The following is a 24,700-nucleotide window of genomic DNA, read 5'->3' on the forward strand; positions in this document are numbered from 1 at the left end:
GGGGGCGTGAAATAGGCTGATAACATGGCAAATGGGGGTTCGCCGGCGGAGATTTTTCTGTTGGTGGCCGGGACCCGGCCCGAGGCGGTCAAGCTCGCGCCGGTCATTTTGGCGTTGAGGGCGCGGCGGCGGGCGACGTACCTGGTTGCGACCGGACAGCATCGCGAACTGTTCCATGCGGCGCTGGCGGCGTTCGGGGTGCGCGCAGATGCCGACCTGGCGGTGATGCGGACGGGGCAGTCGCCGGCGGAGGTCGTCGGGGCGCTACTGCCGGCGCTGGTGGCGGTGTGCGACGTCGTGCGGCCGGCGGTGGTGATCGTGCAGGGCGATACGGCGACGGCGTTCGCGGGGGCGCAGGCTGCGGTCTATGCGCGGCGGCCGCTGGCGCATGTCGAGGCGGGGCTGCGATCGGGGAGCTCGGAGCCGTTTCCCGAGGAGATGCACCGGCGGGCGATCGCGCAGATGGCCGATGTGCATTTTGCGCCGACATCGGCGGCGCGGGAGGCGTTGATCCGCGAGGGGGTGGCGCCAGAGGCGGTGCATTTCACGGGGAACAGCGGGATCGATGCGCTGCGGCTGGTGCAGGCGCGGTTGGCGGGGGATGTCTTGCTGCAGGCGGAATTGGCGGTGCGGTTCGCCGGGATCGACTGGCGGCGGCCGGTGATCCTGGTGACGGTGCACCGGCGCGAGAATCACGGGAGCCGGCTGGCGGCGGTAGTGGCGGCATTGCGGGAATTGAGCGCCGAGGCGGAGATCGTCGTGCCGGTGCATCCGCATCCGTTGGTGGCGGGGCCGATGAAGGCGCTGGCCGGGGTGCCGGGAGTGCACCTGCTGCCGCCGCTCGATTATGCGGCGTTCATCTGGTTGCTGGGAAGGGCGACGCTGGCGCTCACCGATTCGGGGGGCGTGCAGGAGGAGGCGCCGGCGCTGGGGGTGCCGGTGCTGGTGCTGCGCGCGGTGACCGAGCGGCGTGAAGGGCTGGACAGCGGCAATGCGCGGCTGGTGGGGACCGATGCGGGGGCGATCGTGGCGGCGGTGCGGGGGTTGCTTGGGGATGCGCGCGCCATTGGCCGGATGGGGGAGGCGGCGCTCCCCTATGGGGCGGAGGATGCGGCGGGGCGGATCGGGGATGTGTTGTGCGGGTTATTTCCGTCTGGTCGCGCCGAGGGATTCCATCATGGCGACGAAGGTCGGGAAGCTGGTGGCGATGGGGCGGGCGTCGTCGATGGTGACGGGCGCGCGGGCGTTGAGGCCGAGGATGGCGAAGCTCATGGCGATGCGGTGATCGAGATGGGCGTCGACGGTGGCGCCGCCGGGCAGGGGATCACCGCCGGTGCCGGTGATGGCGAGGCCGTCGGGGAGCTCCTTTAGGGTCACGCCGCACGCCGCCAGCCCGGCGGCCATGACGGCGATGCGATCCGATTCCTTGACGCGGAGTTCGTCGAGGCCGGTCATTATCGTGGTGCCCTGCGCGAACGCGGCGGCGACGAACAGGATGGGGAATTCGTCGATCATGCTGGGGGCGATGTCGGGGGGGACCTCGATGCCGGTCAGGGCCCCGTGGCGGACGACGAGATCGGCGACGGGTTCGCCGCCGACGGTGCGGGGATGCATGACCGAGATGTCGGCGCCCATTGCCTGGAGGATGGTGACAAGGCCGGCGCGGGTGGGGTTCATGCCGACGTTGGCGATGGTGACGTCCGAGCCGGGGACGATCAGCGCGGCGACGAGCGGGAAGGCGGCCGACGAGGGGTCGCCGGGGACGGTAATGATTTGCGGGCGAAGCTCGGGTTCGCCGTGGAGGGTGATGATGCGACCTTCCGGGGACGGTTCGACCGTGAGCGTTGCGCCGAAGCCGGCGAGCATGCGTTCGCTATGGTCGCGGGTGGCGACGGGTTCAATGACCACGGTACGCCCGGGGGTGTTGAGACCGGCGAGCAGGACCGCGGACTTGACCTGCGCCGAGGCGACGGGGAGCGTGTAGCGCAGCGGCACCGCGGGGCAGAGGCCCTGCATGGTGAGCGGCAGGCGGCCGCCGGGGCTGGCGGTAAAGCTGGCGCCCATCAGCGAGAGCGGGTCGATGACGCGGCCCATCGGGCGGCGCGACAGCGAGGCGTCGCCGATGAAGGTCGCGGTGATCGGGTGGCTGGCGACAAGACCCATCAGCAGGCGGGTGGAGGTGCCGCTGTTGCCCATGTCGAGCGCGGTCTGCGGCTGGAGGAGGCCGCCGACGCCGACGCCGTGGACGTGCCAGGTCTGGTCCTTCTTCTGGATCGACGCGCCCATCGCGGTCATTGCGGCGGCGGTGGCGAGGACGTCCTCGCCCTCTAGAAGCCCGGTGATGACCGTTTCGCCGACTGCGAGCGCCCCGAGCATCAGCGAACGGTGGCTGATCGACTTGTCGCCGGGGACGGTGACGATGCCGGTCAAGGGTCCGGCGGCGGCCAGCGAAAGGGGAATCGGGGGGTGGTCCATCGGGCTGCGCTTTGACAGGGGCGGCGGCGTGTGGCAATGCGCCCGGCTTTCCGGGGGGCTTCACGTCCGCACTCCCGGTCACGGAGAATCACCAGTGGTCAAGGCTGAATGGGGCACCAAGCGTGCCTGCCCGAAGTGCAACACCCGCTTCTACGATCTGACGAAGGACGAGCCCGTCACCTGCATCGCCTGTGGCTATGCCTGGGCGCCCGAGCCGATGCTCAAATCCAAGCAGACGACGCCGTTTGAACAGGCCAAGCCGACGACGGCCGCTGAAGGTGCCGATGGCGCCGACACGACCGACGAGGAACTGGATATCGAAGCCGCCGAGGCCGAGGATGCCGAAGTCCCCGGCGACGACCTGGGCGACGACGACGATCTGAGCACCGTCGTCACCAGCGGCGACGACGAGGAAAGCTAAAAAGGACTTGCGCCGGATGGGCCTGTGTCCTATCCGGCGCCCTCTTCATCCGACCCGCCGGATGGAGAATACGGTGTTGGGGCGTTAGCTCAGCTGGGAGAGCGCTACGATGGCATTGTAGAGGTCAACGGTTCGATCCCGTTACGCTCCACCAACCGAACAAAGGGCGCTTCCGAAAGGAAGCGCCCTTTTTCGTTTTCCTCCCCCTGGAGGGGGGAGGCGACTCGCGCTGCTTGGCGCGGCGGGTGGGGGTGTCCATCTATCGGCGCAGGGGGACACCCCCACCCGGGCCGCGAAGACGCGTCTCTCGCCTCCCCCCTTGAGGGGGAGGACAAGTTTAGCTTGCCCTTGCGGCGGCGCCTTCGCTGAGGGCGCGGACGAGGTCGCGGCCCCAGGTGCTGGCGGACCAGCCGGTGGCGGTTTTCAGGCGGGCGGTATCGACCGGGGTCTCGGGCGGCGCTTCGGGGCGCGGGACGATGGTGACGTAGGGACCTGGGTCGAGGCGGAAGAAGGCAAAAGCGTCGCGGACGAAATCGGCGGTGGTGAGCGGGTGGCCGCTGCCGATGGCGAGATCGAGCGGGCGCGGCATGGCCGTCAGCCGGGCGATGGCGTCGACATATTCGGGGGTCCAGCCCCAATCCCTCGGCCCGGTTTCGAGAAGCTCGAGCGGCGGGACTGCCTCGCCCTTCGAGGCGCGCCAGGCGGCGTCGGTGATGATCGCCGGCAGGGTATCACGCGGGCCGAGGCGCGAATCATGCGCGTGGAGGACGGCGTTGACGGCGTTGCGGCCATCGTCGCGGCGCCAGTCGCCGACCTGCCTGGCCTGCGCCAGCAAGGCGGGGGAATGGCGCAGCACGGCGGCATCGACGACATGCGCGAGGCGGGTCGTCGGCGTTGCGGCGAGGACTTCGGCGACCAGTGCGGCCTGATCGGGGTTGCCGTCGTTGATCGCATAGATGGTGACCTGCGGCAGTTCGCCCGCAACACGCACGGCATCGAAGGCCGGGACGATGTTGACGTCGCCGAGGCTGCCGAGTGCCGCCAGTGCGCCGCTGCCGTTTTCGAGCGTGCCGAACACTGCCGTGCCGCGCGCCTGCAGGAGCCGGGAGAGATAGGCGCCGACGGGGCCGTCGGCGCCGAGGACGAGCGCATTGGTCATTTCAGGCTCACTGGTTCTTGTAGTTGGCCAACCGCAGCTTAGCGGTTCTTGTAAACAGGCATCCGCTTTTCGCGGTAGCTGCCAAACGCTTCGCGGAAATCGTCGGTGCCGGTGGCGATGTCCTGTTCCTTGTCGGCAGCGGCGAATCCGGTGTCGTAGCTGTCGTCGATCGCCGTCCAGATCTGCGCCTTCATCGCGGCGACGGCGCGCGGTGCCGAATAGGCCGCGATGTTGCGAGCATATTCAGTGACGTGCGGAATCAGCGCGTCGTCGTCCAACACGGCGTTGACGATGCCCAGCCGCTCGGCCTCGGCGCCGTCGAAGCGGCGTGCGGTGTAGAGAAGGTCGGCGGCGCGGGCGGTGCCGATCAGCCGCGACAACAGCCACGCCGAGCCTTTTTCGCCCGGCACGCCGATGCGCGCGAAGGTGGCGTTGAAAAGCGCCGAGCGGCTGGCGAAACGGATATCGCAGTGAAGCGCGAGGATGAAGCCCCAACCGAAGGCGGCGCCGTTGACGGCGGCGATCGTCGGCTTGCGGCAGGTGATCAGCGTGTTCCAGCCGCCCGAGAAGAAGCGCGCCATGTCGGGGCCGACGTCGTCACCCCATTGCGGTGCGATGCCGGGATCGGCCTGCACCTGGCCGCCGGCACCGGCGCCGATCAGGTTCATGTCGAGCCCGGCCGAAAAGCCGCGGCCGGCGCCGGTGAGGACGATGACCTTCACCTCGGGGTCCGCAGCAGCGGTCGCGACGTGCCGGAAGACGGCGCTGAGCATCTCGGGGGTCAGCGCGTTGAGTTTGTCGGGGCGGTTGAAGGTCAGCGTCGCGACGCCAGCCTGTACCCCGTACAGGACATCGCTCATAGCAGGCCCATCAGCCGGTCGCGGATGATGGTTTCGGCTTCAGCCATGATGTTGTCGATCAGGTCCTGGCAAGTCGGGATATCGTGGATCAGCCCGACGACCATGCCGCACGACCACGCACCGGCTTCCATGGCGCCTTCGGTCATCACCTTGGGATAGACGCCGGCGACTTCGGGCAGGATGTCCTGGATGGTGATACTGGCGCCGAGCTCCTTTTCCTTGGCGAGCAGGCGCTCGACCGCGACATTGTTGAGCACGCGCTCGGTATTGCGCAGTGGCCGCATGACGAGGCGGGTGTCGAGCTCGGTGGCGGCGACGATGGCGTCCTTGACGTTCTGGTGGACCGGCGCCTCGGTGGTGGCGATGAAGCGGGTGCCCATGTTGATGCCGTCGGCGCCCATCGCCAGCGCGGCGACGAGCGAGCGGCCATCGGCCATGCCGCCCGAGGCGACGAAGGGAATCTTGAGCTTGTCGGCGGCGGCCGGGAGCAGGATGAAGTTGGGGACGTCGTCCTCGCCGGGGTGGCCGCCGCACTCGAACCCGTCGACGCTGACGGCGTCGCAGCCGATTGCCTCGGCCTTGAGCGAGTGGCGCACCGAGGTGCATTTGTGGATGACCTTGATGCCGTTTTCCTTGAGGATCGGCAGCCATTTGACCGGGTTGTTGCCGGCGGTCTCGACGATCTTGACGCCGCCGTCGATGATCGCCTGGATGTAGCCGGGGTAATCGGGGGTCGCGAGGCCGGGCAGGAAGGTCAGGTTCACGCCGAACGGCTTGTCGGTCATGGTGCGGCAGCGGGCGATCTCGGCGGCAAGTTTTTCGGGTGTGCTTTGGGTCAGGCCGGTGATGATGCCGAGGCCGCCGGCGTTGGAAACCGCCGCCGCCATCTCGGCGAAACCGACATAGTGCATGCCGCCCTGGAGGATCGGATGTTCGATGCCGAACAATTCGGTGATGCGAGTCTTCATGACGATCTCCCCAAGGTGGCTTCGGGGTTTGCTAGCCGAGCGCGGGGGTGGCGGCAATCGGAGGAATGGAGTGGGTGCTTGGGCTGCGATAGGATGGCCGGTGATGCGGGGCGATCACCCCCAGGTCCGCGCAAGCGCGCGTCTCTCGCCTCCCCCCTCAAGAGGGAGGAAAACGAGGGCTGGAGCGGGTGAAGGGAATCGAACCCGCTAGCGCAGCGTCACAAGGGGCGGGGGTTCGCGGCACTGTCCGGCGGCGTTGGAGCGGGTGAAGGGAATCGAACCCGCTAGCGCAGCGTTACAAGGGACGGGGGTTCACGGCACTGTCCGGCGGCGTTGGAGCGGGTGAAGGGAATCGAACCCGCTAGCGCAGCGTTACAAGGGGCGGGGGTTCGCGGCACTGTCCGGCGGCGTTGGAGCGGGTGAAGGGAATCGAACCCTCGTCACTTGCTTGGGAAGCAAAAGCTCTACCATTGAGCTACACCCGCATATCAAGCACTTGGTGCTCGATAGGCCTGTTGTTTTACAGCGAGTTTTACAGCGCTGTCGGCCAGACGTTCGCCCATTGCCACGACGGTGGTGGCCTGGTCAACACAAAGACTAGGACCGCCGTGCCAGCGCTGCTCGTGCCGCTTCCGCCAGAAACCCCGATCGGTTGGCTGCGACGCGGTCGATTGCCCCGATCAGGGCCTCGTCCATCGTGATACTCAATCGGATACTTTTGCCCGGCCTTTCGGTTGCGACGAGGATGCGGCCGATTTCACTGCTCTCGATGTCCCGCTCGATGGCATCAAGGGGCGTGGGTTCAGGCACAGTGTCGCCATCCTCGGTCATTCCCGCCAGATGGAATGCAAGGGCGTCGCCGGCATTTGCCGCCGCCGCCTGCACTGTATCGCCGGCAGATGTGCAGCCGGGCAGATCGGGGAAATAAACACTGAATCCATCCGACGCTCGTTCGATGATTGCGGCAAAATGCACTTCCATTTCTCGTCTCCTGTCCGGCACCATCTATCGAAGCAATACGCCGCTTTGCTTTTCGATGCTTTTGATCGTGCCGATGGCCAGATCCGACTTGGGATGCGGTACCGTCACACGTCCGGCCTTGACCGGGTGCCGGAACTGACGATGGCTGCCCTTTTGTGCAACTTGCTGCCACCCATCGGCTTCGATCCTGACGATCACATCCTTGCTACGCATCGTCATCCTGATTTTCTGTACATATCAATATGTATGGCAAGCTGTCAAGTCTGATGCATACTAGTCCATATGACTGATTTTAGGGAGTGTCGCTCGCTTCGGTAAACAGCGCGGCGAGAACTTCGATGCCGGTCTGGTCGATGGCCTGGAAGCGATCGGGGAGCGGGCTGTCGAGGTCGAGAACGCCGATGACCTGGCCGTCCTTGATCAGCGGGACGACGAGTTCGGAGCGCGAATCGGCGTCGCAGGCGATGTGCCCGGGGAAGGCGTGGACGTCGGCGATGCACTGGGTCGTGCGGGTGGCCGCCGCCGTGCCGCAGACGCCCTTGCCGATGGGGATGCGGATGCAGGCGGGCTTGCCCTGGAAGGGACCGAGGACGAGCTCACCGCCCCGCACGAAGTAGAAGCCGGTCCAGTTGAGGCCGGGGAGCTGGGTGAAGATCAGCGCGGCGGTGTTGGCGGCGTTGGCGATCATGTCGCGTTCGCCGTGGAGCAGCCCTGCGAGTTGCCCGGCGAGGTCGCGGTATTGCTCGTCGGGGGAGCCGGATAGCGGGGTTGCGGTGAAGGACATCAGCCCAGCCTGGCCAAGGCTGCGCCGAGGCGTTCGGCTTCGGCGGAGCGGGCGGCGTGGTCGTCGCGGGCCTTTTCGACGGCTTCGGGCTTGGCCTTTTCGGTGAAGCCGGGCGAGGCGAGGCGGCCGGCGAGGGCGTCGCGCTCCTTCGAGGCGGTGGCGATGGCCTTTTCGAGGCGGGCCTTTTCGGCGGCGAGGTCGACGACGCCTTCGAGGGGCAGTGCGTAGGTCGCGTCGGCGTGGACGAGTTGCAGCTTGCCGCCGGTAGCCGTGGTGGTGGCGGGCACGATGCGGGCGAGGCGCTCGATGGCGGCGGCGTTGGCCGACAGGCGCGCGGTGGTGGCGGCGCCGGCGCCTTCGACCGAATAGCCGAGCTTGGCGCCGGGGGGGACGTTGAGTTCGGTGCGCGCCGAGCGGACTTCCGACACGAGCCCGATCAGCCATTCGATGTCGGCGCTGGCGGCGGGGTCGGCGGGAATGGCGTCCGTCCGCACCCATTCGGAGACAATCAGGTCGCGGCTGCGGGCGCCGAGCTTGTGCCAGAGCTCCTCGGTGAGGAACGGCATGACCGGGTGGAGCATGACGAGGATCTGGTCGAGCGCCCAGCCGCTGACGGCGCGGGTTTCGGCGGCGACGACGGGGTCGGCGCCCTCGGCGAGCAGCGGCTTGGTGAGTTCGAGGTACCAGTCGCAGAAGCGGTTCCAGGCAAAGCCGTAGATGGCGTCGGCATAGGCGTCGAAGCGATAGGTCGCCATCGCGGTTTCGAGGGCGCGCGCGGTGGTGGCGACCTCGCCGATGATCCAGCGGTTGACGGCATTTTCGGCCTTGGGGGGTTCGACGGTGGTCGACGCGCCGATGCCGTTCGACTGGCAGAAACGCGCGGCATTCCAGAGCTTTGTCGCGAAGTTGCGATAGCCTTCGACGCGCTTTTCATCGAGCTTGATGTCGCGGCCCTGCGATTCCATCGCGGTCAGCGTGAAGCGCAGCGCGTCGGCGCCGTATTTGTCGACCAGGGTCAGCGGATCGACGGTGTTGCCCTTGGACTTGGACATCTTGGCGCCCTTGGCGTCGCGGACGAGGCCGTGGCAATAGACGGTCTTGAACGGCGGCACGTCGTCCATGAAATGCAGGCCTTGCATGACCATGCGGGCGACCCAGAAGAAGATGATGTCGAAGCCGGTGACGAGCACGTCGCCGGGATAATGGCGGGCGAGTTCGTCGGTTTTCTCAGGCCAGCCGAGAGTGGCGAATGGCCAGAGCGCGGAGGAGAACCAGGTGTCGAGGACGTCCTCGTCGCGGGTCAGCACGGCGGCGCTGCCGGCCTGCGCCTGGGCGGCTTCCTCGGTTTCGGCGACATAGCATTTGCCGCCCTCGTCGTACCAGGCCGGGATCTGATGGCCCCACCAGAGCTGGCGGCTCACGCACCATGGCTGGATGTTTTCCATCCAGTTGTAATAGGTCTTTTCCCAGGTTTTCGGCACGAACTGGGTGGCGCCGGACTTGACGACTTCGAGCGCCGGCTTGGCCAGTTCGGCGGCGTTCACATACCATTGATCGGTCAGGTAGGGCTCGATGATCACGCCCGAGCGGTCGCCGTATGGCACCTGATGGCGGTGGGGTTCGACCTTGTCGAGCAGGCCGAGCGCGTCGAAATCGGCGATGACTTTCTTGCGGGCCTCCTCGCGGGTGAGCCCGCGATACTCGGGGGGGCAGGCGTCGGACATCGTCGCATCGTCGTTCATCAGATTGATGACCGGGATGTTGGCCTCCGGGTGGCGCTTGTAGACCTCGAAATCGTTGAAATCATGTGCGGCGGTGATCTTGACGGCGCCGGTGCCGAAATCGGCCTCGACGTAGCTATCGGTGATGATCGGGATGAGGCGATCGACCAGCGGTAGCCGGCAGCGCTTGCCGACGAAGTGCGCCATCTTGGGGTCGTCGGGATTCACCGCGACGGCGCCATCGCCGAGGATGGTTTCGGGGCGCGTCGTGGCGATGGCGATGAAGCCGGAACCGTCCTCCATCGGGTAGCGGAAGTGCCAGAGATTGCCGTCGACCTCGCGGAATTCGACTTCGAGGTCGGAAATCGCGGTCTTCAGCTTGGGGTCCCAGTTGACGAGACGCTTGTCCCGATACAGAAGTTTTTGCTCGAACAGCGTGACGAAGACTTTGGTGACGGCCTTGTTGAAGCCTTCGTCCATCGTAAAGCGCTCGTTCGACCAGTCGCAGCTGGCACCGAGGCGGCGGAGTTGCTGGGTAATGGCGCCGCCGCTGGTGCGTTTCCAGTCCCAGACGGTTTCGAGGAACGCTGTGCGGCCCATCGCCTGGCGGGTGGTGGCCTGGGTGCTTTCGGCGAGCTGGCGTTCGACGACCATCTGCGTCGCGATGCCGGCGTGATCGGTGCCGACGACCCAGCGCGCATCGCGGCCGAGCAGGCGGTGATAGCGGATCAATATGTCCTGCAGCGTATTGTCGAGGGCGTGGCCGAGGTGCAGCGAGCCGGTAACGTTGGGCGGCGGGATGATGATTGTGTACGGCTTGGCGTCGGGGCGCTCGGGGCGGAAGGCGTTTACCGCCTCCCAATGCGCGTACCAGCGCTGCTCGAAGTCGGCGGGGCTGAAAGTCTTTTCGATAAGCGTGTCGGGAAGAGTCATGCAGCGTCTTTTGCCTAACGCTCGGCGGATGGCAATTTTTTCAAGCGGGCAGGCGCGCGGCGGCGGCGTTTTTGCGCTGGTTCCGCCGCAGGAACGGGCGTTTCGGCGGCGGTAATCACGCCGGCGGCGATCAGGTCGCTGCGCAGCGTCTTGCCCGGGCGCTGCAGCCAGACCATATCGGCGCCGCGGCGCTTGGTGGCGCGCAGGATCGGTTCGCCGAAGCTGTTGTCGAACACCGCCAGCCAGTCGACCTCCGCTGCGAACCACGCCAGTTGCTCGAACGAGCGCGTCCGCCGCGATCGTATCTTGCCCTCGGGAACATCGTGGCCGCCGCCGACGACGCGCAGCCGGACCCGTTCGATCTGCATCGCGGCGCTTTGCAACAGGACATAGATCATGCGGACTTCGAAGCCGAGCGCCTGCGCCCGCGTCACCAGCGCGCGATATTTGGGCGACGACAACACGGTTTCGACGCCGATCGTCTGGTAGATGGCGAGCGAGGCGTCGAGCCAGGTTTCGATGCGCTGCACGGCGGCGAGGTTGGCCGCGAGTAGATCGAGATTTTCGCTTTCGGTGATATGCTGGGTCAGCAGATCGGGGTTGATGATCCACACCGAACCACCCCAGCCCTCGATGTCGCTGCGATTATAAAGCGAACTCTTGCCGCTGCCGTTGGGGCCGGCAATAATCCAGAGAATCGGGCGTTCGGGTTTACGCGGAGATTTTGGCGGCACGGTCGCGCTTGCGCTGATCGGCCCGGATGCTGCGGACGTTCGAGCGGAAGGCGGCGAGCAGATCGAGTTCCAGCGTATCGCTGTCGGATTGCACGACCTTCATTCGCACGATGGTGCCATCGGCGGAACGGACGATCTTGGTCGGCAAGTCGCTGGGGGTGATTTCGGGCCTGATCGCCATGTCGTCTCCTTGGCCCAGATATAGCAGGTCGCAGCCGGGGTTCAATCGGCTTCGCCGGCGTTGTCGAGCTTCGGTCAGCGCGGCGCGGCGATGATGATGGCCGCACCGAGCAGGCAGATGCCGCCGCCGATCAGGTCCCAGCGATCGGGGCGCAGGCCTTCGGCGGCCCACATCCAGATGAGCGACGCGGTGATGTAGATGCCGCCATAAGCGGCAAAGGTGCGGCCCGCGGCGCCCGAGTCGACGCGGGTGAGCAGCCAGGCGAACAGCAGCAGCGCAGCGCTGCCGGGGACAAGCCACCATATCGATTTGCCGAGGCGCAGCCACGCCCAGAAGGCGAAGCAGCCGGCGATCTCGGCAGCGGCGGCGCCGGCATAGATCGCCAGGGTGGCGGGGTTGGGCACTGAAGGCGCCGGGCGTCAGTCCTTGCCGGTCAGCCGTTTGATTTCGGCCTGGGCGATGCGCTCGACGATTTCGGGCATGTTGGCGTCAAGCCAGTCCTTGAGCATCGGTTCGAGCATCGAGCGCATCAGCGTATCGAGCGTCATGCCGCCTGGAATGGCAACCGCCCCCAGGTCCGCCGGCGGGACCGGCGCGGCAGTTTGCACCAGCACCGGCAGGGTTTCCTCGTGCACCGGCTGAAAGTCGCCCTCGTCGTTCATCCGCGACCGGATGGAGGCGAGGATGGCGTCGATATTGGGTGGAAGATCGCTCATGCGGTTCAATCTAGAACAGGAATGCCGGTTAAGAAAGCCGTAGCACGGCGACTGTCGAAATGATGTTACGGCTGCGGCGGACCGACCAGCGCCGAACGACTGGCACGGGCGTCTTCGGGCAGCGGCAGCGCGGGCGGTCCGGCGCCGGTGTCGTCGACGATGCGGTGGCGGACGTAGCGCGCATTGCTGACCGCGTCGAATTCCTGCACCGGCACGCCGAGCGCCACGGCTTCGGCGGCGCCGACCGAGGCGAGCAGCGAATAGGCGGCAACCTGCTCCTCGCGCCGCGCCGTGACGAGGTTGACCTCGGCATTGAGGCGCTCCTGTTCGGCGTTGAGGACTTCGATGATGGTGCGCGTGCCGACCTGGTTTTCCTGCTGAACGCCTTCGGCCGCCAGCGTGTTGGCGTCGACGGCGACCTGGTTGGCCTCGATGACGGCGCGCGCGGCGCGCAGCTGGTTAAAGCTGTTGGTGACGTTTTCCTCGACCTGGCGGCCGGTGACCGAGATGGTTTCGAGCAACTGGCTTTGCCGCGCCTGGGCTTCGCGGACCTGCGAGCCGACCAGCCCGGCCTGGTAGAGCGGCACCGTCGCGGTCAGGCCGCCGGTCTGGGTGAAGAAACCGCCCTGGCGAACGAAGCTGTTACCGCCGCCGCCGGCTTCCTGATAGACATAGGCCGCGCCGAGCTGTGCATCGACGGTCGGCAAACGCTGCTTTTGCAGTGTCTTGACGTCGTAGCGCGCGGCGGCTTCGTCGAAGCGCGCGGCGAGGACGTTGGCGTTGTTGTCCCGTGCAAAATCGACGGCCTGTCCCGACGTGCCCGGCAGCAACGGCAGCGGCGGCATCGGTTCGAGATTGTCGGGCAGCCGGCCGACAACGCGCAGGAAGGCCTGGCGCGCGGCGGCGAATTGGTTTTCAGCGACCACGAGGTTCGCCACGGCATTGGCCCGCCGCGCCTGCGACTGGGCGACATCGGTGCGGGTCAGGTCGCCGACCTCGAACCGGTCCTTGGACTGTTGCTGCTCGCGTTCGAGGACGTTGACCTGGCTATTGTTGAGCTCCACGACGCGGGCGAAGCGGATGACGTCGGCATAGGCGGTGACGACGTTCAGGATGATCTGGTTCTCGACGGCGCGCAGCCGCGAGCGCGCCGCCAGAATGCGATTTTCGGCCGCCGAGGTGGCGGTGCCGACGCGGCCGCCGCGGTACAGCGACTGGTTGATCTGCAGGCCGGCAATATAGGTGCGGCCGTTGTCGGCGAACGACAGCGCCGCCTGTTCGGCGCTGAGCTGGCTGCCCACCGTCGGGCGCCCGGCGACGAGCGCCTGGGGCACGAGTTCGTCGGCCTGTCGAACGGCGGCGCGCTGGGCCCCGAGCTCCGGGTTGGTCGCATAGGCGGCCTCGATCGCGGTGGCGAGCGTTTCGGCCGTCGCGGGCGCGGCGGACAGCAGGGCCGCGCCGAGGAGCAGCAGGGTTCTGGCTAGCATTCAGTGCGACTTTCGGATCAAAATACGAATTCGCGGGCGGTGGCGAATCCGGGCAGCGGCTTGGCTGCGACTTCGAGGAACGGCAGCCCGGCGATGCGGCCATCGGCGAGGACGATGCCGGCAAAGGCGCGGCCGACGATGTTGCTGCCGCCCCCACCAAGGCCGCCGCCCGTGCTGCGCATGACCGCCGCGGCGCGTCCGGTGACGGGGGCGATCTGCGCGGCGATCGCGGCGGGCACGCTTTCGATGGCGCCTTCGAACAGCACCACGTCATAGGGCGCAGCGCCGGGCCAGCCGGCCACCAGCGACCCGGAAACGACCGTGACACCCGATGCGCGAGCCTGGGCGAGCAGCGCTTCGTCGCTTTCGAGCGCGGTCACTTCGGCGCCCACGGCGGTCAGCACGGCGGCCGAATAGCCGGTGGCGGCACCGATAACGAGGACCCGGTCGCCGGCACGGACGCGGGCGTTCTGCAGCAACAGCGCCAGCACCATCGGTTCGAGCAGCCAGCGCTGCTCGCCGACTTCGAGCGCCGCATCGGCATAGGCGAGGCCCTTGAGCCGGGACGGCACGAAGTTTTCGCGGGGCACGGCGGCGATGGCGGACAGGACGATGTCGTCGCTGACGCCGACGGTGCGAAGCTGGCTGTCGATCATGGTCTGGCGCTGCGCGCCGGGCATCATCTGGCGCTGGACGCTGGCTTGCAACGCCGCAGCATCGGCAGGAATGTCAGCGACATGGGGAGCGGAGCTGGTCAACGGCGGATCTCGCAATAAACTAGGTGTCGTGTACATATAATACAGCTGAGTCGCAATCGAATTCGTTGCGACAGCGCTTTCTCTAGACGCCGCTGTTGCTCTCGCCAAGCTCCATTGCTAGGGGGAGCGCCCGCCCGGCGAATAGCCGGGTGCCGGCCCGATGGCGGAGTGGTGACGTAACGGACTGCAAATCCGTGAACCCGGGTTCGATTCCCGGTCGGGCCTCCAGATTTTTTGCACGCGTGCGATGTGGTGTCGAACGGGTTCGGCACCGCGTGCCCGCTCGGCGCCCGCAGGCTGCTTTGCCCCGCGATGGATGCCGAAACAAGTTCGGCATGACGAAAGGCTTGTTAGGTCGGGTTGTCCTTAACATGCGCTTCGAGCTCGTCGAAGAAGCGCTCGAGATTGTGCAGCACGTTGACCTTGAACTCATAGTTCACTTCGGGCGAATTCGATTCGATGATCGGCGAGGCGTCGACCTTCTCGGCATAGGCGGCGGCGACGCTCTTGATATATTCGGGGGTCAGCTTGATCTCGCCCATGCGATCGAGAATCCGCAGCTGGACGATCATCATCTGGCGGACCAGCATCTCGAGTGCCGTGATGCGGGCGACCGCGGCGACTGCGTCGAGTTCGATGTCTTCGTCGTCGTTCATGGCCGGCAGTCTAGCGCTTCCGGAGCGCTTGGAAACCCGGCGGCGATACGGCAAGGAACCGCGATGGTCCGTAACCTTGTCGCCCGCGTCGAACGATTTCCGGTGCGCGGGGTGTTCACTATCGCGCGCGGGGCCAAGACCCATGTCGACGTCGTGGTTGCCGAGGTAACCGGCGGCGCCCACCTTGGGCGCGGCGAGGGCACCGCGATCTACTACCACGGCGAGACCGCCACAACGGTCGTCGGCCAGATTCTGGCGCAGGGCGATGCTGTCGCGGCGGGAGCAACGCGTGCCGACCTGCTGACGCTGATGGGGCCGGGGGCGGCGCGCAACGCGCTCGACGCGGCGCTGTGGGATCTCGAGGCCAAGCTGGCCGGCCGGCGGGTGTGGCAGCTGCTCGGCCTGCCCGCGCCGCGGCCGATGCTGACCGCCTATACCATCAGCCTGGCGGATCCCGGTGCGATGGCGGCGGCGGCCGGGGTGGCCAAGGCGCGCGAGTTGTTGAAGATCAAGCTGGGCGGCGATGGCGGCCCCGACGGCGATATCGAGCGGGTGGCGGCGGTGCGCGCGGCGGCGCCCGATGCGCGGCTGATCGTCGACGCCAACGAGGCCTGGGGCGGCACCGATATCGCGCGGACGGCGGCGGCGCTGGCGTTGCTGGGGGTCGAACTGATCGAGCAACCGGTGCCGGCGGGGCAGGATGCGCTGCTCGATGGCGTGCGGTCAGCGGTGCCGCTGGCGGCCGACGAATCCTGCCATGACCGGGCGACCCTGGGCGAGATCATCGGCCGGTACAGCCATATCAACATCAAGCTCGACAAGGCCGGCGGGCTGACCGAGGCGATGGCGCTGGTCCATGCAGCACGGACGCGCGGGCTGGGCATCATGACCGGGTGCATGCTGTCGACGTCGCTGGGCATCGCGCCGGCGTTCTATGTGGCGATGCAAGGGCAATATGCCGACCTGGATGGGCCGTTGCTGATCGAGGACCGGGCAGGGGGCTTGCGGTTCGAGGATTCGGACGTCTGGCCGCCGGAAGCGGAACTGTGGGGATAGGGGGGAGGCGACTCGCGGCTTCGCGAGCGGGTGGGGGTGTCCCCCCTCTGGCGCAGGGGACACCCCCACCCGGGCCGCGAAGACGCGTCTCTCGCCTCCCCCCTCGAGGGGGAGGACAAGTTGGCTCAGGCCGGTAGCCCGGGCCGCTCGAAATGGAAATCGGCCATCGTCGTGCGGAACAGGCACAGCCGCGAGCGCTCTTCAAGCGTTGCCTGCAAGCGCGTCTGCAAGGCCCAATCATAGGCCAGCCGCTCGCCGTATTTGCGGACGCTGAACTTGCGCGATCGCCGCCGGCCTTGCGCGTCGTGCCACCGCGCGATCCAATAGCCGTTGTTGTCGTCGGGCGCGGTCGGCACCCGGTTGACGCCTGGAACATCGCCCGGCGAGTTGGCGCGGCGATGATACCGCCGCTTCAACGAGAGGTAGAGGCGCTGGTCTTCGATACTACCCTCGATGACTTCGAGTGCCGCATCATGGGCTTTCTCGGCACTGCCATAACGCAGGTCGCTGAAGTACGTCCTTGTAAATCGACCATCTATAGTCGCATACGCATAATATCCGAACATTCTTTTCGTCGCATCCGCAACGCGCACCATATGATTTGGCATTAACAGTCCCGCACGACTACCAAGCAGCCTCTGCTATAGACAGGGATTGATTAGCAAATCGTTACTCACAACGAAGTATTGTGACCATTTCGGATTAGTGCAGGATTTTACTATCGGCGGTCTGGGCTGGGCCGGGGTTGGTATTCGCTTCAGTGCGATGTCGCCTCGAACATGGCGCGCAATGCCTGGCGTTCACCATCGTCGAGCTCGGGACGCCAGATTTCGAACAGCAGGATCGCGCGTGGTGCATCGCTGTCGTTCCAAGCTTCATGCTCGATGCTGTCGTCGAAAATCAACATCTTGCCGGCGTCGACGGTGCGCACCGTGTTGCCCACGCGGAGTCGGCAATTGTCGGGCACGACCAAGGGCAGATGACAGATCAGCCGGGTGTTGAGCATGCCGTTGTGCGGCTGGATATGCGTGCCCGGTGCCAGGATCGAGAACAGCACCATCGGCGAAGCGCCGGCGATGACCGGGATCGGCAGGCCGGCGATCGCCGCCATCGTCGCCGGGCAGCGCGCCGCGTGTTCGGCGACCGGGACGCCGTCCCGGACCAGGTGATAGGCACTCCAGCGCGGGTCATCGAGCAGGCTGTGCGCCTTTGCCGGGCGATCTTTCGGGCGTTCGACATAGGGCTGCAACCCGGCGCGATCGGCGAGGATTGCCGCCACTTCGGCAGTAATCGCCGAAGTGGCCTCCTCCAGCGCCGCGGTCCAGGCGAAATCGGCGGGGTCGTAAAAGGCGCGCTGCGGCAGGCCGGGGAAATAGAAACTGGTCGGCTCCTGCAGGAACGGCCGAGCTTGCCCGGAAACAATCGCCAGCGCCTCGGCAAAGCGCGGCCCGGCGGTGTTGTCATCGACTCCGGCGGCGGCCAGCGAATCCTGCAACTTTGCCATGAAGCGCCCCGATGCGGCGGCGTGCTCGGCTTCGGCGCGGCGCAGGCGTTCGAGCAGGTCCTGCGGCAAGCCCTGGGCGCCCGAGGCCCCCGATAGCGCCCGCGCGTACCAGCTGACCGCGGCACGGTCGTCGCCGTCGCGGGTCAGCAGCTCGCCGTGCATGACCAGCGCGTAAAGATTGGCAGGATCGGCGGCGAGCACCTGCGCCAGTGCCGAGCGCGCTGCCGGGCGGTCATCCTCGAGGTCGCACGCTTGCGCCAGCATCAGCCAGATCTGCGGGCTGGCGCGGCCGCTGGCGACGATCTCGTCGAACGCCGGCCGCGCCGCCGCGCCGTCGCGGCGGCGCAGGGCGGCGATGCCGGCATGGGCGATGGCTTCGAGCCGGGCTTTGGCAGGGTCGTTCATGGTGCCGTGATAGCGAGGGATGACGACGCCGCCAATCGGGTGCGCTTCACTGTCCAAACTGCCGCTTTGAACCTGTGCCGGGCGCGCCTATCTAGACAGCATGGCCTCTCGCCCCGACACTGTCCCCAATCGCCGCGCCATCATCGACCGGCGCGCATTGTCCGATGCGCTAGCGGCGGGCATGGCGACGACGCAGGGCTTCGAGTTGCGCCGGGCCTTGCTTGCGGCGACGTTGCGCAGTGCGCTCGCGGATGGCCGGGCCGAATTGCAGCGGCGGCTGCGCGAGACGCCGTCGAAGGGCCTGGAGCTGGCCGGGGCGCAGGCGTTCCTCGTCGACCAGCTGCTGCGAATCCTGTTCGATGTCGTCGTCACCGATCTATACCCGGCGACCAACCGCACCTCGTCGGAGCGGCTGACCCTGGTCGCGGTGGGGGGCTATGGCCGCGGCCAGATGGCGCCGTATTCGGACATCGACCTGTTGTTCCTGACGCCGTGGAAACAGACCGCCTGGGGCGAGCAGGTCATCGAGACGATGCTGTATTTGTTGTGGGACCTGGGGCTCAAGGTCGGTCATGCGACGCGCTCGCTCGACGACATGATGCGCATGGCCAAGGCCGACATCACCATCCGCACGGCGCTGCTCGAATCGCGTTTCGTCTGGGGCGACCAGCCTTTGTACGAGGAAGCGACGACGCGCTTTCGCCGCGAAATCGTCGCTGGTACGGCGAAAGCGTTTACCGCCGAAAAGCTCGCCGAACGCGACGCCCGACACAAGAAAATGGGCGACAGCCGCTATGTCGTCGAACCCAACCTCAAGGAAGGCAAAGGCGGGCTGCGCGACCTCCACACGCTGTTCTGGATCGGCAAATACGCCTATCAGGTCGAGACCGTCGCCGAGCTTGTCGACAAGGGCCTGTTGTCGTCGAGCGAGCTGCGCCAGTTTCGCCGCGCCGAGAGTTTTCTATGGGCGGTGCGGATCAACCTCCACGATATCGCCGGGCGCGCTGAAGAACGCCTGACCTTTGATGTGCAGCGCGAACTGGCGGCGCGGCTGCGCTATGCCGAGCGCGGCGGCATGTCGGCGGTCGAGCGTTTCATGCGGCATTATTTCCTGATGGCGAAGACTGTCGGCGACCTGACCGGGTTGTTCCTGGCGCATCTGGACGAGAGTTTTGCCAAGTCGAGCTGGTTGCCGGTGCTGACCCGGCGGCCGTCGCGGCTCAACGGCTTTACACTGCGCCGCGGCCAGATCGGCGTGCCGAGCGATGGCTTTTTCCGCGAGGACCCGGTGCGGTTGCTCGAAATCTTTGCGCTGGCCGACCGGCAGAAGCTGACCATCCATCCGCAGGCGATGCGCCAGGCGGCGCGCGATGCGACGCTGATCGACGACCGGGTGCGGCGCGATACTACGGCAAATGCGCTGTTTTTGCAGGTACTGACCAGCCGCAACGACCCGGAAAGCGTGCTGCGCTGGATGAACGAAGCCGGCGTTTTTGGACGTTTCATTCCCGACTTCGGGCGCGTCGTCGCCCAAATGCAGTACGACATGTACCATCACTACACCGTCGACGAGCACACCATCCGCGCCATCGGGCTGGTCGCGCTGATCGAATCGGGGATCCTCAAGGCCGAGCATCCGGTGTCGGCGCGGGTCGTCCAGCAGCTCGTGTCGCGGCGGGTGCTCCATGTCGCGGTGCTGCTCCACGACATCGCCAAGGGGCGCGGCGGCGACCATAGCGAACTCGGGTCGGACATCGCCGAAAAGCTGTGCCCGCGGCTGGGGCTGACCGCGGCCGAAACCGAGACGGTGGCGTGGCTGGTGCGGCATCATTTGCTGATGTCGCGGACGGCCTTCAAGCGCGATCTCGCCGATTTCAAGACGATCCTCGATTTCGCCGAGACCGTCGCCAGCCCCGAACGGCTGCGGCTGCTGCTGGTGCTGACCGTCGTCGATATTCGCGCCGTCGGGCCGGGGGTGTGGAACAACTGGAAGGGCCAGCTGCTTCGGGATTTGTACGATTCGGCAGAAGAAGTGCTGCGGCTCGGCCACAAGCACAAGGGCCGCAGCGAGCGCATCGAGGCCAAGCAGCAGGGGCTGGCGGCGACGCTCGGCTGGGACAAGGCGCGTTTCGCCAGATATGCGGCGCGCTTCGCCGACAGCTACTGGATCGCCGAGACCTGCGAGGCGCTGGCGGGTAATGCCGCGATGATCGCGGCGGCGGACGAATCGGGGCGGCAATTGTCGATCACCGCGGTGCCCGATGCCGCTTCGGGGACGACGCTGGTGTCGATCTATGCCGCCGATCACCCGGGGCTGTTCTATCGCATCGCCGGGGCGATTTCGCTGGGCGGCGCCAATATTCTCGACGCGCGCATCCATACGACGCGCGACGGCCAGGCCATCGACAATTTCGTCATCGCCGACCCGATCGGGCGGCCGTTCGCCGAGGATGCGCAGCTTAACCGGATGCGGCGGATGATCGAGGACGTGCTGACCGGCAAGATCCGCCTCGCCGACCGCCTCGCTGCGCGCCCGTTGGCGCGCCGGCGCGCCGAAGTTTTCAAGGTCGAGCCCAATGTGCTGATCGATAACAAGGCGTCGAATCGCTACACGGTGGTCGAGGTCAACGCCGCCGATCGGCCGGCGTTGCTCTATTCGCTGACCCATGCGCTGTTCCAGAGCCGGGTGACGATCCACAGCGCCCACATCGCCACCTATGGCGAGCGCGCGACGGATACATTCTATTTGACCGACCTGACCGGACAGAAGATCGACAGCGTGGCTCGACTGAAGACGCTTGAAAAGCGGCTGCTCGATCTCGCCGGGGGAAGCATCGGCCGGAACGAGACGCTGGAAGCAGCAGAGTAGCCCTTTTCCTCCCCCTCAGCCGTAGGCGACGCCTTCGCGTCAACGGGGGATGCGAGAGACGCGGCTTCGCGGCCCGGGTGGGGGTGGTCCCCTGTCGGCGCAGGGAGACACCCCCACCCGCCGCGCCAAGTAGCGCGAGTCGCCTCCCCCCTCCAGGGGGAGGACAAAATCTATTGCGAATTCCCCGTCGTCGTCGCCCCGTCGACGGGCCCTGTCGAAGTCGCCCCCTGCTGCTCACCCTTGGGCGACAGCACGAACGTCCACACCATCGCGCCGATGGCAAGCAGCACCGAGATGAACAGCACGTAGCGCACGACGTTGTTACCAGTGCCGCCGCGCGCTTCGGTGGTCGTCAGCACTTCGGGATCTTCGGCCATGATCGTTCTCCGTCAAATCGTTGCGAGTCCCAAACGCCCCGCGCTGCAAAGCTGTTCCCGCCCTGCCATAGTTGGCGGGTGGCGCGCCCCATCGGTTGACGCCCTGCCCCCGTCCGCGCGTATAGGGCCGGTGGGAGATCGGTAATGACGAAACCAAGCCTCGATGACTGGCGGAAGATGGCGGCAAAGGAGGTCAAGGGCGCCGACCTGACCTGGCCGACGCCCGAGGGCATCGACGTCAAGCCGCTCTATACCGCCGCCGATGTCGAGGGCATCGATCCCGGCCTGCCGGGTTTTGCGCCCTTCACCCGCGGCGTCCGCGCCAGCATGTACGCCGGCCGGCCATGGACGGTGCGCCAATACGCCGGCTTTTCCACCGCCGAGGAATCGAATGCCTTCTACCGCCGCAACCTCGCCGCCGGGCAAAAGGGCCTTAGCGTCGCCTTCGACCTCGCCACCCACCGCGGCTATGACAGCGACCATCCGCGCGTCGCCGGCGACGTCGGCAAGGCCGGGGTGGCGATCGACAGCGTCGAGGACATGAAGATCCTGTTCGACCAGATTCCGCTCGACCAGATGTCGGTCAGCATGACGATGAACGGCGCGGTGATTCCGTGCCTGGCGTTCTTTATCGTCGCCGCCGAGGAAGCCGGCGTCAGCCAGGACAAGCTCGACGGCACCATCCAGAACGACGTGCTCAAGGAGTTCATGGTCCGCAACACCTATATCTACCCGCCCGAGCCGAGCATGCGGATCGTTGCCGACATCATCGAATACACGTCGAAAAACATGCCCAAGTTCAACAGCATCAGCATTTCCGGCTATCATATGCAGGAAGCCGGCGCGACCAACCTCCAGGAGCTGGCGTTCACGCTTGCCGACGGCATGGAATATGTGAAGGCAGCGCAGGCCAAGGGGCTCGATGTCGACGCCTTCGCCGGGCGGCTGAGCTTCTTTTTCGCCATTGGCATGAATTTCTTCATGGAGATCGCCAAGCTGCGCGCCGCACGGACGCTCTGGGCCAAGATCATGACCGATTTCGGCGCCAAGGACCCGCGCTCGCTGATGCTGCGTACCCATTGCCAGACGTCGGGCGTCTCGCTGCAGGAGCAGGATCCGTACAACAACGTCATCCGCACCACCGTCGAGGCGATGGCGGCAGCGCTCGGCGGCACCCAGTCTCTCCACACCAACGCGCTCGACGAGGCCATCGCGCTGCCGACCGATTTTTCGGCGCGCATCGCCCGCAACACGCAGTTGGTGCTGCAGGAAGAAACCGGCATCACCAAGGTCGTCGATCCCTTGGGTGGCAGCTATTATATCGAGGCGCTGACCGACCAGCTGGTCAAGGGCGCCGAAAAGATCATGGCCGAAGTCGCCGCACTCGGCGGCATGACCAAGGCGGTGGCGTCGGGAATGCCCAAGCTCGAGATCGAGGCCGCCGCTGCCGGCCGCCAGGCGCGCGTCGACATGGGCCAGGAGGTCATCGTCGGCGTCAACAAGTACAAGCCGGCCACCATCGAGAAACTCGAGATCCTCAGCGTCGACACAGTGGCGGTGAGGGCCGGGCAGGTCGCCCGGCTGGCCTCGGTGCGCGCCAACCGCGACACCGCCGCCGCCGAAGCCGCGCTCGACGCCTTGCGAAAGGGCGCCGCCGCCAAGGGCAACCTCCTCGAATTCGCCGTCGTCGCCGCCCGCGCCCGCGCCACTCTGGGCGAAATCAGCAGCGCCATGGAAGACGTTTTCGGCCGCCACACCGCCGTCGTGAAGATGGTCAGCGGCGTCTATGCCGAAGCCTACAAGGCCGATCCGGCGTACATCCGCGTCGCCGAGGGCGTCGAGGCATTCGAGCGCCGCAAGGGTCGCAAGCCGCGTGTCCTGATCGTCAAGATGGGCCAGGACGGCCATGATCGCGGCGCCAAGGTCGTCGGCACGGCGCTCGCCGATCTTGGCTTCGACGCCACCGTCGGCCCGTTGTTCCAGACCCCCGACGAAGCCCGCGACCTTGCCCTTTCGCTCGATGTCGACATCGTCGCCGCATCGTCGCTCGCCGCCGGCCACAAGACGCTGGTGCCCGAGCTGATCGCCGCGCTGCGCGAGTCCAAACGTCCTGACATCCGCGTCATCGCCGGCGGCGTCATCCCGGCGCAGGATTATGAATTCCTGCGCGAAATCGGCACTGCGGCAATCTTCGGCCCCGGTACCAACATCGTCGAAAGCGCCGCCGAACTGCTGCGGCTGCTTGGTCACAACCTGCCGCCCGTCGGCGAATCATTGGCTGCCGAATGACATTCGACATCGAACGTATCGAGACCCTGCTGCGCGCCGCCGCCGGCCGCCGCCGGGCAATGAGTTATTCCGAACTGCTCGAAGCGATGGACATGCGCTTCACCCGCCCACGGATGCGCGCGCTTTGCGTCGTCCTCGACGAAGTCGACAAGCGCGCCGAGGCCGCCGGCCAGCCCGCACTCGCCTCGCTCGTCGTCCGGGAGCTCGATCGCCTGCCGGGGCAGGGCTGGTGGACCTCGCGCCACGATTACGTCGGCCCATGGGAAGGCCCGGTGGCGGGAGCCTATTTGCGTTCGGTGCAGCGCGTCGCATTCGATTATTGGAAGACTAGCGAAGACCCCGAACCCGCGTTATAACGGCCGTACTACCACGGGAGCCAGGCAATGCAGCACCTCAAGATTACCGCCATCGGCAACAGTGCCGGGATCATTCTGTCTAAGGATATCCTGGCGCAGCTCGGCGTCGAGAAGGGCGATAGCCTGTCGGTGGTGCGGACACCCAACGGCATCGAACTCAGCCCCTATGACCCGACGTTCGACGAGCAGATGGAAGTCGCTCGCGGAGTTATGGCACGCTACCGCGACGCCCTGCGCGAACTCGCGAAATAGCACCCGATGGATTGGTTCTGGATCAGCGAGCCTTTGGCGCGCGCGTTGCACAGCGAGCAACTGGCAGCGCATGGCGGAAGTGCAGGCATACGCGATGCCAACCTGCTCGACTCGGCGCTGCAAAGGCCGCGAAACCTGGTTGCCTATGGCGATCCGGATGCCGCAGCGCTGGCCGCCAGCTTGGCTTATGGTATCGCGCGGAACCACCCGTTCGTCGATGGCAACAAGCGCACCGCGTTCGTCGCCTCGGCGACGTTCCTCGAGCTTAACGGCTGGTCGTTCGACGCGACCCAGGCCGACGTCGTTGTCACGACGCTGGCCCTCGCTGCAGGAGAGCTTACCGAAGATGCCTTGGCCGACTGGTTCCGTGCCAACATCCAGCCGCGCTAGCATATTGAAATAGCTGTCATCCCGGGCTTGACCCGGGACCCAGTTACTTCTCTGCGCCAGCGAGCAACTGGGTCCCGGGATAGCACCCCCCCTAACCCTCGCTCACATCCGCCTGCGGCCGGTCATCTCCGCGCGCGACTTCCTCATGCCACTTGCCGTCCGCATCCTGCCAACTGATCGGCACCGTCTCGCCGCCGAGCTGCTGTTCCTCGGCGACCACCCGCGCGGCGGCGACGGCCTCGTCATGCGTGCGGAACGTCTCGGCAAAGACATCGCCCAATTTATACGTCCAGCCGCCGTCATGCTCGACGATCTTGTAATGGATTTCAGTCATGGAGATCCTCCCGCTAAGATGGCTCGCGCATAGA

26 protein-coding genes, 3 tRNA genes and 1 pseudogene are annotated in these 24,700 nt (G+C 66.4%); 10 read left to right on the forward strand and 20 right to left on the reverse strand.

Going from position 1 to position 24,700, the window contains the following annotated elements; genetic code table 11:
• Window positions 1-24: 24 nt before the first annotated feature.
• Window positions 25-1,125 (forward strand): annotated as a pseudogene (wecB, locus tag IEW98_RS09685) (non-hydrolyzing UDP-N-acetylglucosamine 2-epimerase); the annotation flags it as partial.
• Window positions 1,126-1,143: 18 nt separating this feature from the next.
• Here the strand turns inward: wecB and aroA are convergent.
• Window positions 1,144-2,475, reverse strand: coding sequence for a 3-phosphoshikimate 1-carboxyvinyltransferase (gene aroA / locus IEW98_RS09690; RefSeq protein ID WP_188762751.1), 1,332 nt, complete (start codon window positions 2,473-2,475; stop codon window positions 1,144-1,146).
• Window positions 2,476-2,569: 94 nt separating this feature from the next.
• Between aroA and IEW98_RS09695 the strand changes: the two genes are divergently transcribed.
• Window positions 2,570-2,896 (forward strand): TIGR02300 family protein, encoded by a 327-nt coding sequence (locus tag IEW98_RS09695; protein ID WP_188762752.1) that lies wholly within the window; start codon window positions 2,570-2,572, stop codon window positions 2,894-2,896.
• Window positions 2,897-2,974: 78 nt separating this feature from the next.
• Window positions 2,975-3,050: transfer RNA gene (locus IEW98_RS09700), tRNA-Ala, on the forward strand.
• Between the two features lie 183 nt (window positions 3,051-3,233).
• On the opposite strand, the gene IEW98_RS09705 is transcribed toward IEW98_RS09700, so the two are convergent.
• The 14 genes from IEW98_RS09705 to IEW98_RS09770 form a co-directional block, all read right to left on the reverse strand.
• Window positions 3,234-4,055, reverse strand: a complete 822-nt coding sequence (locus IEW98_RS09705; protein ID WP_188762753.1) for a GDP-mannose 4,6-dehydratase — start codon at window positions 4,053-4,055, stop codon at window positions 3,234-3,236.
• 38 nt (window positions 4,056-4,093) lie between these two features.
• Window positions 4,094-4,915, reverse strand: coding sequence for an enoyl-CoA hydratase/isomerase family protein (locus tag IEW98_RS09710; protein ID WP_188762754.1), 822 nt, complete (start codon window positions 4,913-4,915; stop codon window positions 4,094-4,096).
• Entirely contained in the window at window positions 4,912-5,883 is a 972-nt protein-coding gene (locus tag IEW98_RS09715) for an NAD(P)H-dependent flavin oxidoreductase (protein ID WP_188762755.1), read from the reverse strand. Before IEW98_RS09715 ends, IEW98_RS09710 begins: the two co-directional genes overlap by 4 nt.
• Window positions 5,884-6,294: 411 nt before the next feature.
• Window positions 6,295-6,368 (reverse strand) — tRNA-Gly (locus tag IEW98_RS09720).
• 112 nt (window positions 6,369-6,480) lie between these two features.
• Window positions 6,481-6,864 (reverse strand): type II toxin-antitoxin system HicB family antitoxin, encoded by a 384-nt coding sequence (locus IEW98_RS09725; protein ID WP_188762756.1) that lies wholly within the window; start codon window positions 6,862-6,864, stop codon window positions 6,481-6,483.
• A 24-nt stretch (window positions 6,865-6,888) separates the two neighbouring features.
• Window positions 6,889-7,083 carry a type II toxin-antitoxin system HicA family toxin gene (locus IEW98_RS09730; protein WP_243450675.1) on the reverse strand — a complete coding sequence of 65 codons (195 nt, stop codon included), beginning with the start codon at window positions 7,081-7,083 and terminating at the stop codon, window positions 6,889-6,891.
• Window positions 7,084-7,156: 73 nt separating this feature from the next.
• On the reverse strand, window positions 7,157-7,648 hold the full coding sequence (gene msrC / locus IEW98_RS09735; RefSeq protein WP_188762757.1) for a free L-methionine (R)-S-oxide reductase MsrC: 492 nt from the start codon (window positions 7,646-7,648) through the stop codon (window positions 7,157-7,159).
• Window positions 7,648-10,302, reverse strand: a complete 2,655-nt coding sequence (locus IEW98_RS09740) for a valine--tRNA ligase (RefSeq protein WP_188762758.1) — start codon at window positions 10,300-10,302, stop codon at window positions 7,648-7,650. The genes msrC and IEW98_RS09740 overlap by 1 nt, the downstream gene beginning before the upstream one ends.
• 14 nt (window positions 10,303-10,316) lie before the next feature.
• Window positions 10,317-11,036, reverse strand: coding sequence for an ATPase (locus IEW98_RS09745; protein ID WP_188762759.1), 720 nt, complete (start codon window positions 11,034-11,036; stop codon window positions 10,317-10,319).
• Window positions 11,014-11,217 carry a hypothetical protein gene (locus IEW98_RS09750; RefSeq protein WP_188762760.1) on the reverse strand — a complete coding sequence of 68 codons (204 nt, stop codon included), beginning with the start codon at window positions 11,215-11,217 and terminating at the stop codon, window positions 11,014-11,016. The genes IEW98_RS09745 and IEW98_RS09750 overlap by 23 nt, the downstream gene beginning before the upstream one ends.
• A 74-nt stretch (window positions 11,218-11,291) precedes the next feature.
• Entirely contained in the window at window positions 11,292-11,621 is a 330-nt protein-coding gene (locus IEW98_RS09755) for a YnfA family protein (RefSeq protein WP_188762761.1), read from the reverse strand.
• Between the two features lie 15 nt (window positions 11,622-11,636).
• Complete coding sequence (locus IEW98_RS09760) at window positions 11,637-11,933, reverse strand: DUF2497 domain-containing protein (protein ID WP_188762762.1); 297 nt, start codon at window positions 11,931-11,933, stop codon at window positions 11,637-11,639.
• A gap of 65 nt (window positions 11,934-11,998) precedes the next feature.
• A complete protein-coding gene (locus tag IEW98_RS09765) occupies window positions 11,999-13,420 on the reverse strand; it encodes a TolC family outer membrane protein (RefSeq protein ID WP_188762763.1) in 1,422 nt (473 codons plus the stop codon).
• A gap of 17 nt (window positions 13,421-13,437) precedes the next feature.
• Entirely contained in the window at window positions 13,438-14,178 is a 741-nt protein-coding gene (locus IEW98_RS09770; protein ID WP_207792547.1) for a protein-L-isoaspartate O-methyltransferase family protein, read from the reverse strand.
• 154 nt (window positions 14,179-14,332) lie between these two features.
• Between IEW98_RS09770 and IEW98_RS09775 the strand changes: the two genes are divergently transcribed.
• Window positions 14,333-14,406: transfer RNA gene (locus IEW98_RS09775), tRNA-Cys, on the forward strand.
• Between the two features lie 122 nt (window positions 14,407-14,528).
• Here IEW98_RS09775 and IEW98_RS09780 read toward each other — a convergent pair.
• Window positions 14,529-14,834: a hypothetical protein gene (locus IEW98_RS09780; RefSeq protein ID WP_188762764.1), complete on the reverse strand. Its 306-nt coding sequence runs from the start codon at window positions 14,832-14,834 to the stop codon at window positions 14,529-14,531.
• Between the two features lie 63 nt (window positions 14,835-14,897).
• Between IEW98_RS09780 and dgcA the strand changes: the two genes are divergently transcribed.
• Entirely contained in the window at window positions 14,898-15,890 is a 993-nt protein-coding gene (dgcA, locus tag IEW98_RS09785; protein WP_188762765.1) for an N-acetyl-D-Glu racemase DgcA, read from the forward strand.
• A gap of 125 nt (window positions 15,891-16,015) precedes the next feature.
• Here dgcA and IEW98_RS09790 read toward each other — a convergent pair whose 3' ends face one another.
• Together IEW98_RS09790 and IEW98_RS09795 are read right to left on the reverse strand one after the other, a co-directional pair.
• Window positions 16,016-16,486 carry an AP2 domain-containing protein gene (locus tag IEW98_RS09790; RefSeq protein WP_207792548.1) on the reverse strand — a complete coding sequence of 157 codons (471 nt, stop codon included), beginning with the start codon at window positions 16,484-16,486 and terminating at the stop codon, window positions 16,016-16,018.
• Window positions 16,487-16,647: 161 nt separating this feature from the next.
• The gene (locus IEW98_RS09795; RefSeq protein WP_188762767.1) at window positions 16,648-17,799 is read right to left on the reverse strand and encodes an aspartyl/asparaginyl beta-hydroxylase domain-containing protein; all 1,152 of its coding nucleotides are present in this window, start codon (window positions 17,797-17,799) and stop codon (window positions 16,648-16,650) included.
• 100 nt (window positions 17,800-17,899) lie between these two features.
• On the opposite strand from IEW98_RS09795, the gene IEW98_RS09800 reads away from it, so the two are divergent.
• On the forward strand, window positions 17,900-20,668 hold the full coding sequence (locus tag IEW98_RS09800) for a [protein-PII] uridylyltransferase (RefSeq protein WP_188762768.1): 2,769 nt from the start codon (window positions 17,900-17,902) through the stop codon (window positions 20,666-20,668).
• Between the two features lie 170 nt (window positions 20,669-20,838).
• On the opposite strand, the gene IEW98_RS09805 is transcribed toward IEW98_RS09800, so the two are convergent.
• Entirely contained in the window at window positions 20,839-21,045 is a 207-nt protein-coding gene (locus tag IEW98_RS09805; protein ID WP_188762769.1) for a hypothetical protein, read from the reverse strand.
• A gap of 144 nt (window positions 21,046-21,189) precedes the next feature.
• On the opposite strand from IEW98_RS09805, the gene scpA reads away from it, so the two are divergent.
• The 4 genes from scpA to IEW98_RS09825 are packed head-to-tail and all read left to right on the forward strand — an operon-like array spanning window position 21,190 to window position 24,332.
• A complete protein-coding gene (scpA, locus tag IEW98_RS09810; protein WP_188762770.1) occupies window positions 21,190-23,334 on the forward strand; it encodes a methylmalonyl-CoA mutase in 2,145 nt (714 codons plus the stop codon).
• The gene (locus IEW98_RS09815) at window positions 23,331-23,690 is read left to right on the forward strand and encodes a ribose-phosphate pyrophosphokinase (protein WP_188762771.1); all 360 of its coding nucleotides are present in this window, start codon (window positions 23,331-23,333) and stop codon (window positions 23,688-23,690) included. Before scpA ends, IEW98_RS09815 begins: the two co-directional genes overlap by 4 nt.
• Before the next feature lie 27 nt (window positions 23,691-23,717).
• Window positions 23,718-23,942, forward strand: a complete 225-nt coding sequence (locus IEW98_RS09820; RefSeq protein WP_188762772.1) for an AbrB/MazE/SpoVT family DNA-binding domain-containing protein — start codon at window positions 23,718-23,720, stop codon at window positions 23,940-23,942.
• A 6-nt stretch (window positions 23,943-23,948) separates the two neighbouring features.
• Window positions 23,949-24,332 carry a type II toxin-antitoxin system death-on-curing family toxin gene (locus IEW98_RS09825; protein WP_188762773.1) on the forward strand — a complete coding sequence of 128 codons (384 nt, stop codon included), beginning with the start codon at window positions 23,949-23,951 and terminating at the stop codon, window positions 24,330-24,332.
• A 91-nt stretch (window positions 24,333-24,423) separates the two neighbouring features.
• Here IEW98_RS09825 and IEW98_RS09830 read toward each other — a convergent pair whose 3' ends face one another.
• Window positions 24,424-24,666: a DUF2188 domain-containing protein gene (locus IEW98_RS09830; protein WP_188762774.1), complete on the reverse strand. Its 243-nt coding sequence runs from the start codon at window positions 24,664-24,666 to the stop codon at window positions 24,424-24,426.
• Between the last annotated feature and the right edge of the window lie 34 nt (window positions 24,667-24,700).

It is taken from the genome of Sandarakinorhabdus glacialis, assembly GCF_014643455.1.
Taxonomy (GTDB): Bacteria; Pseudomonadota; Alphaproteobacteria; order Sphingomonadales; family Sphingomonadaceae; genus Sandarakinorhabdus; species Sandarakinorhabdus glacialis.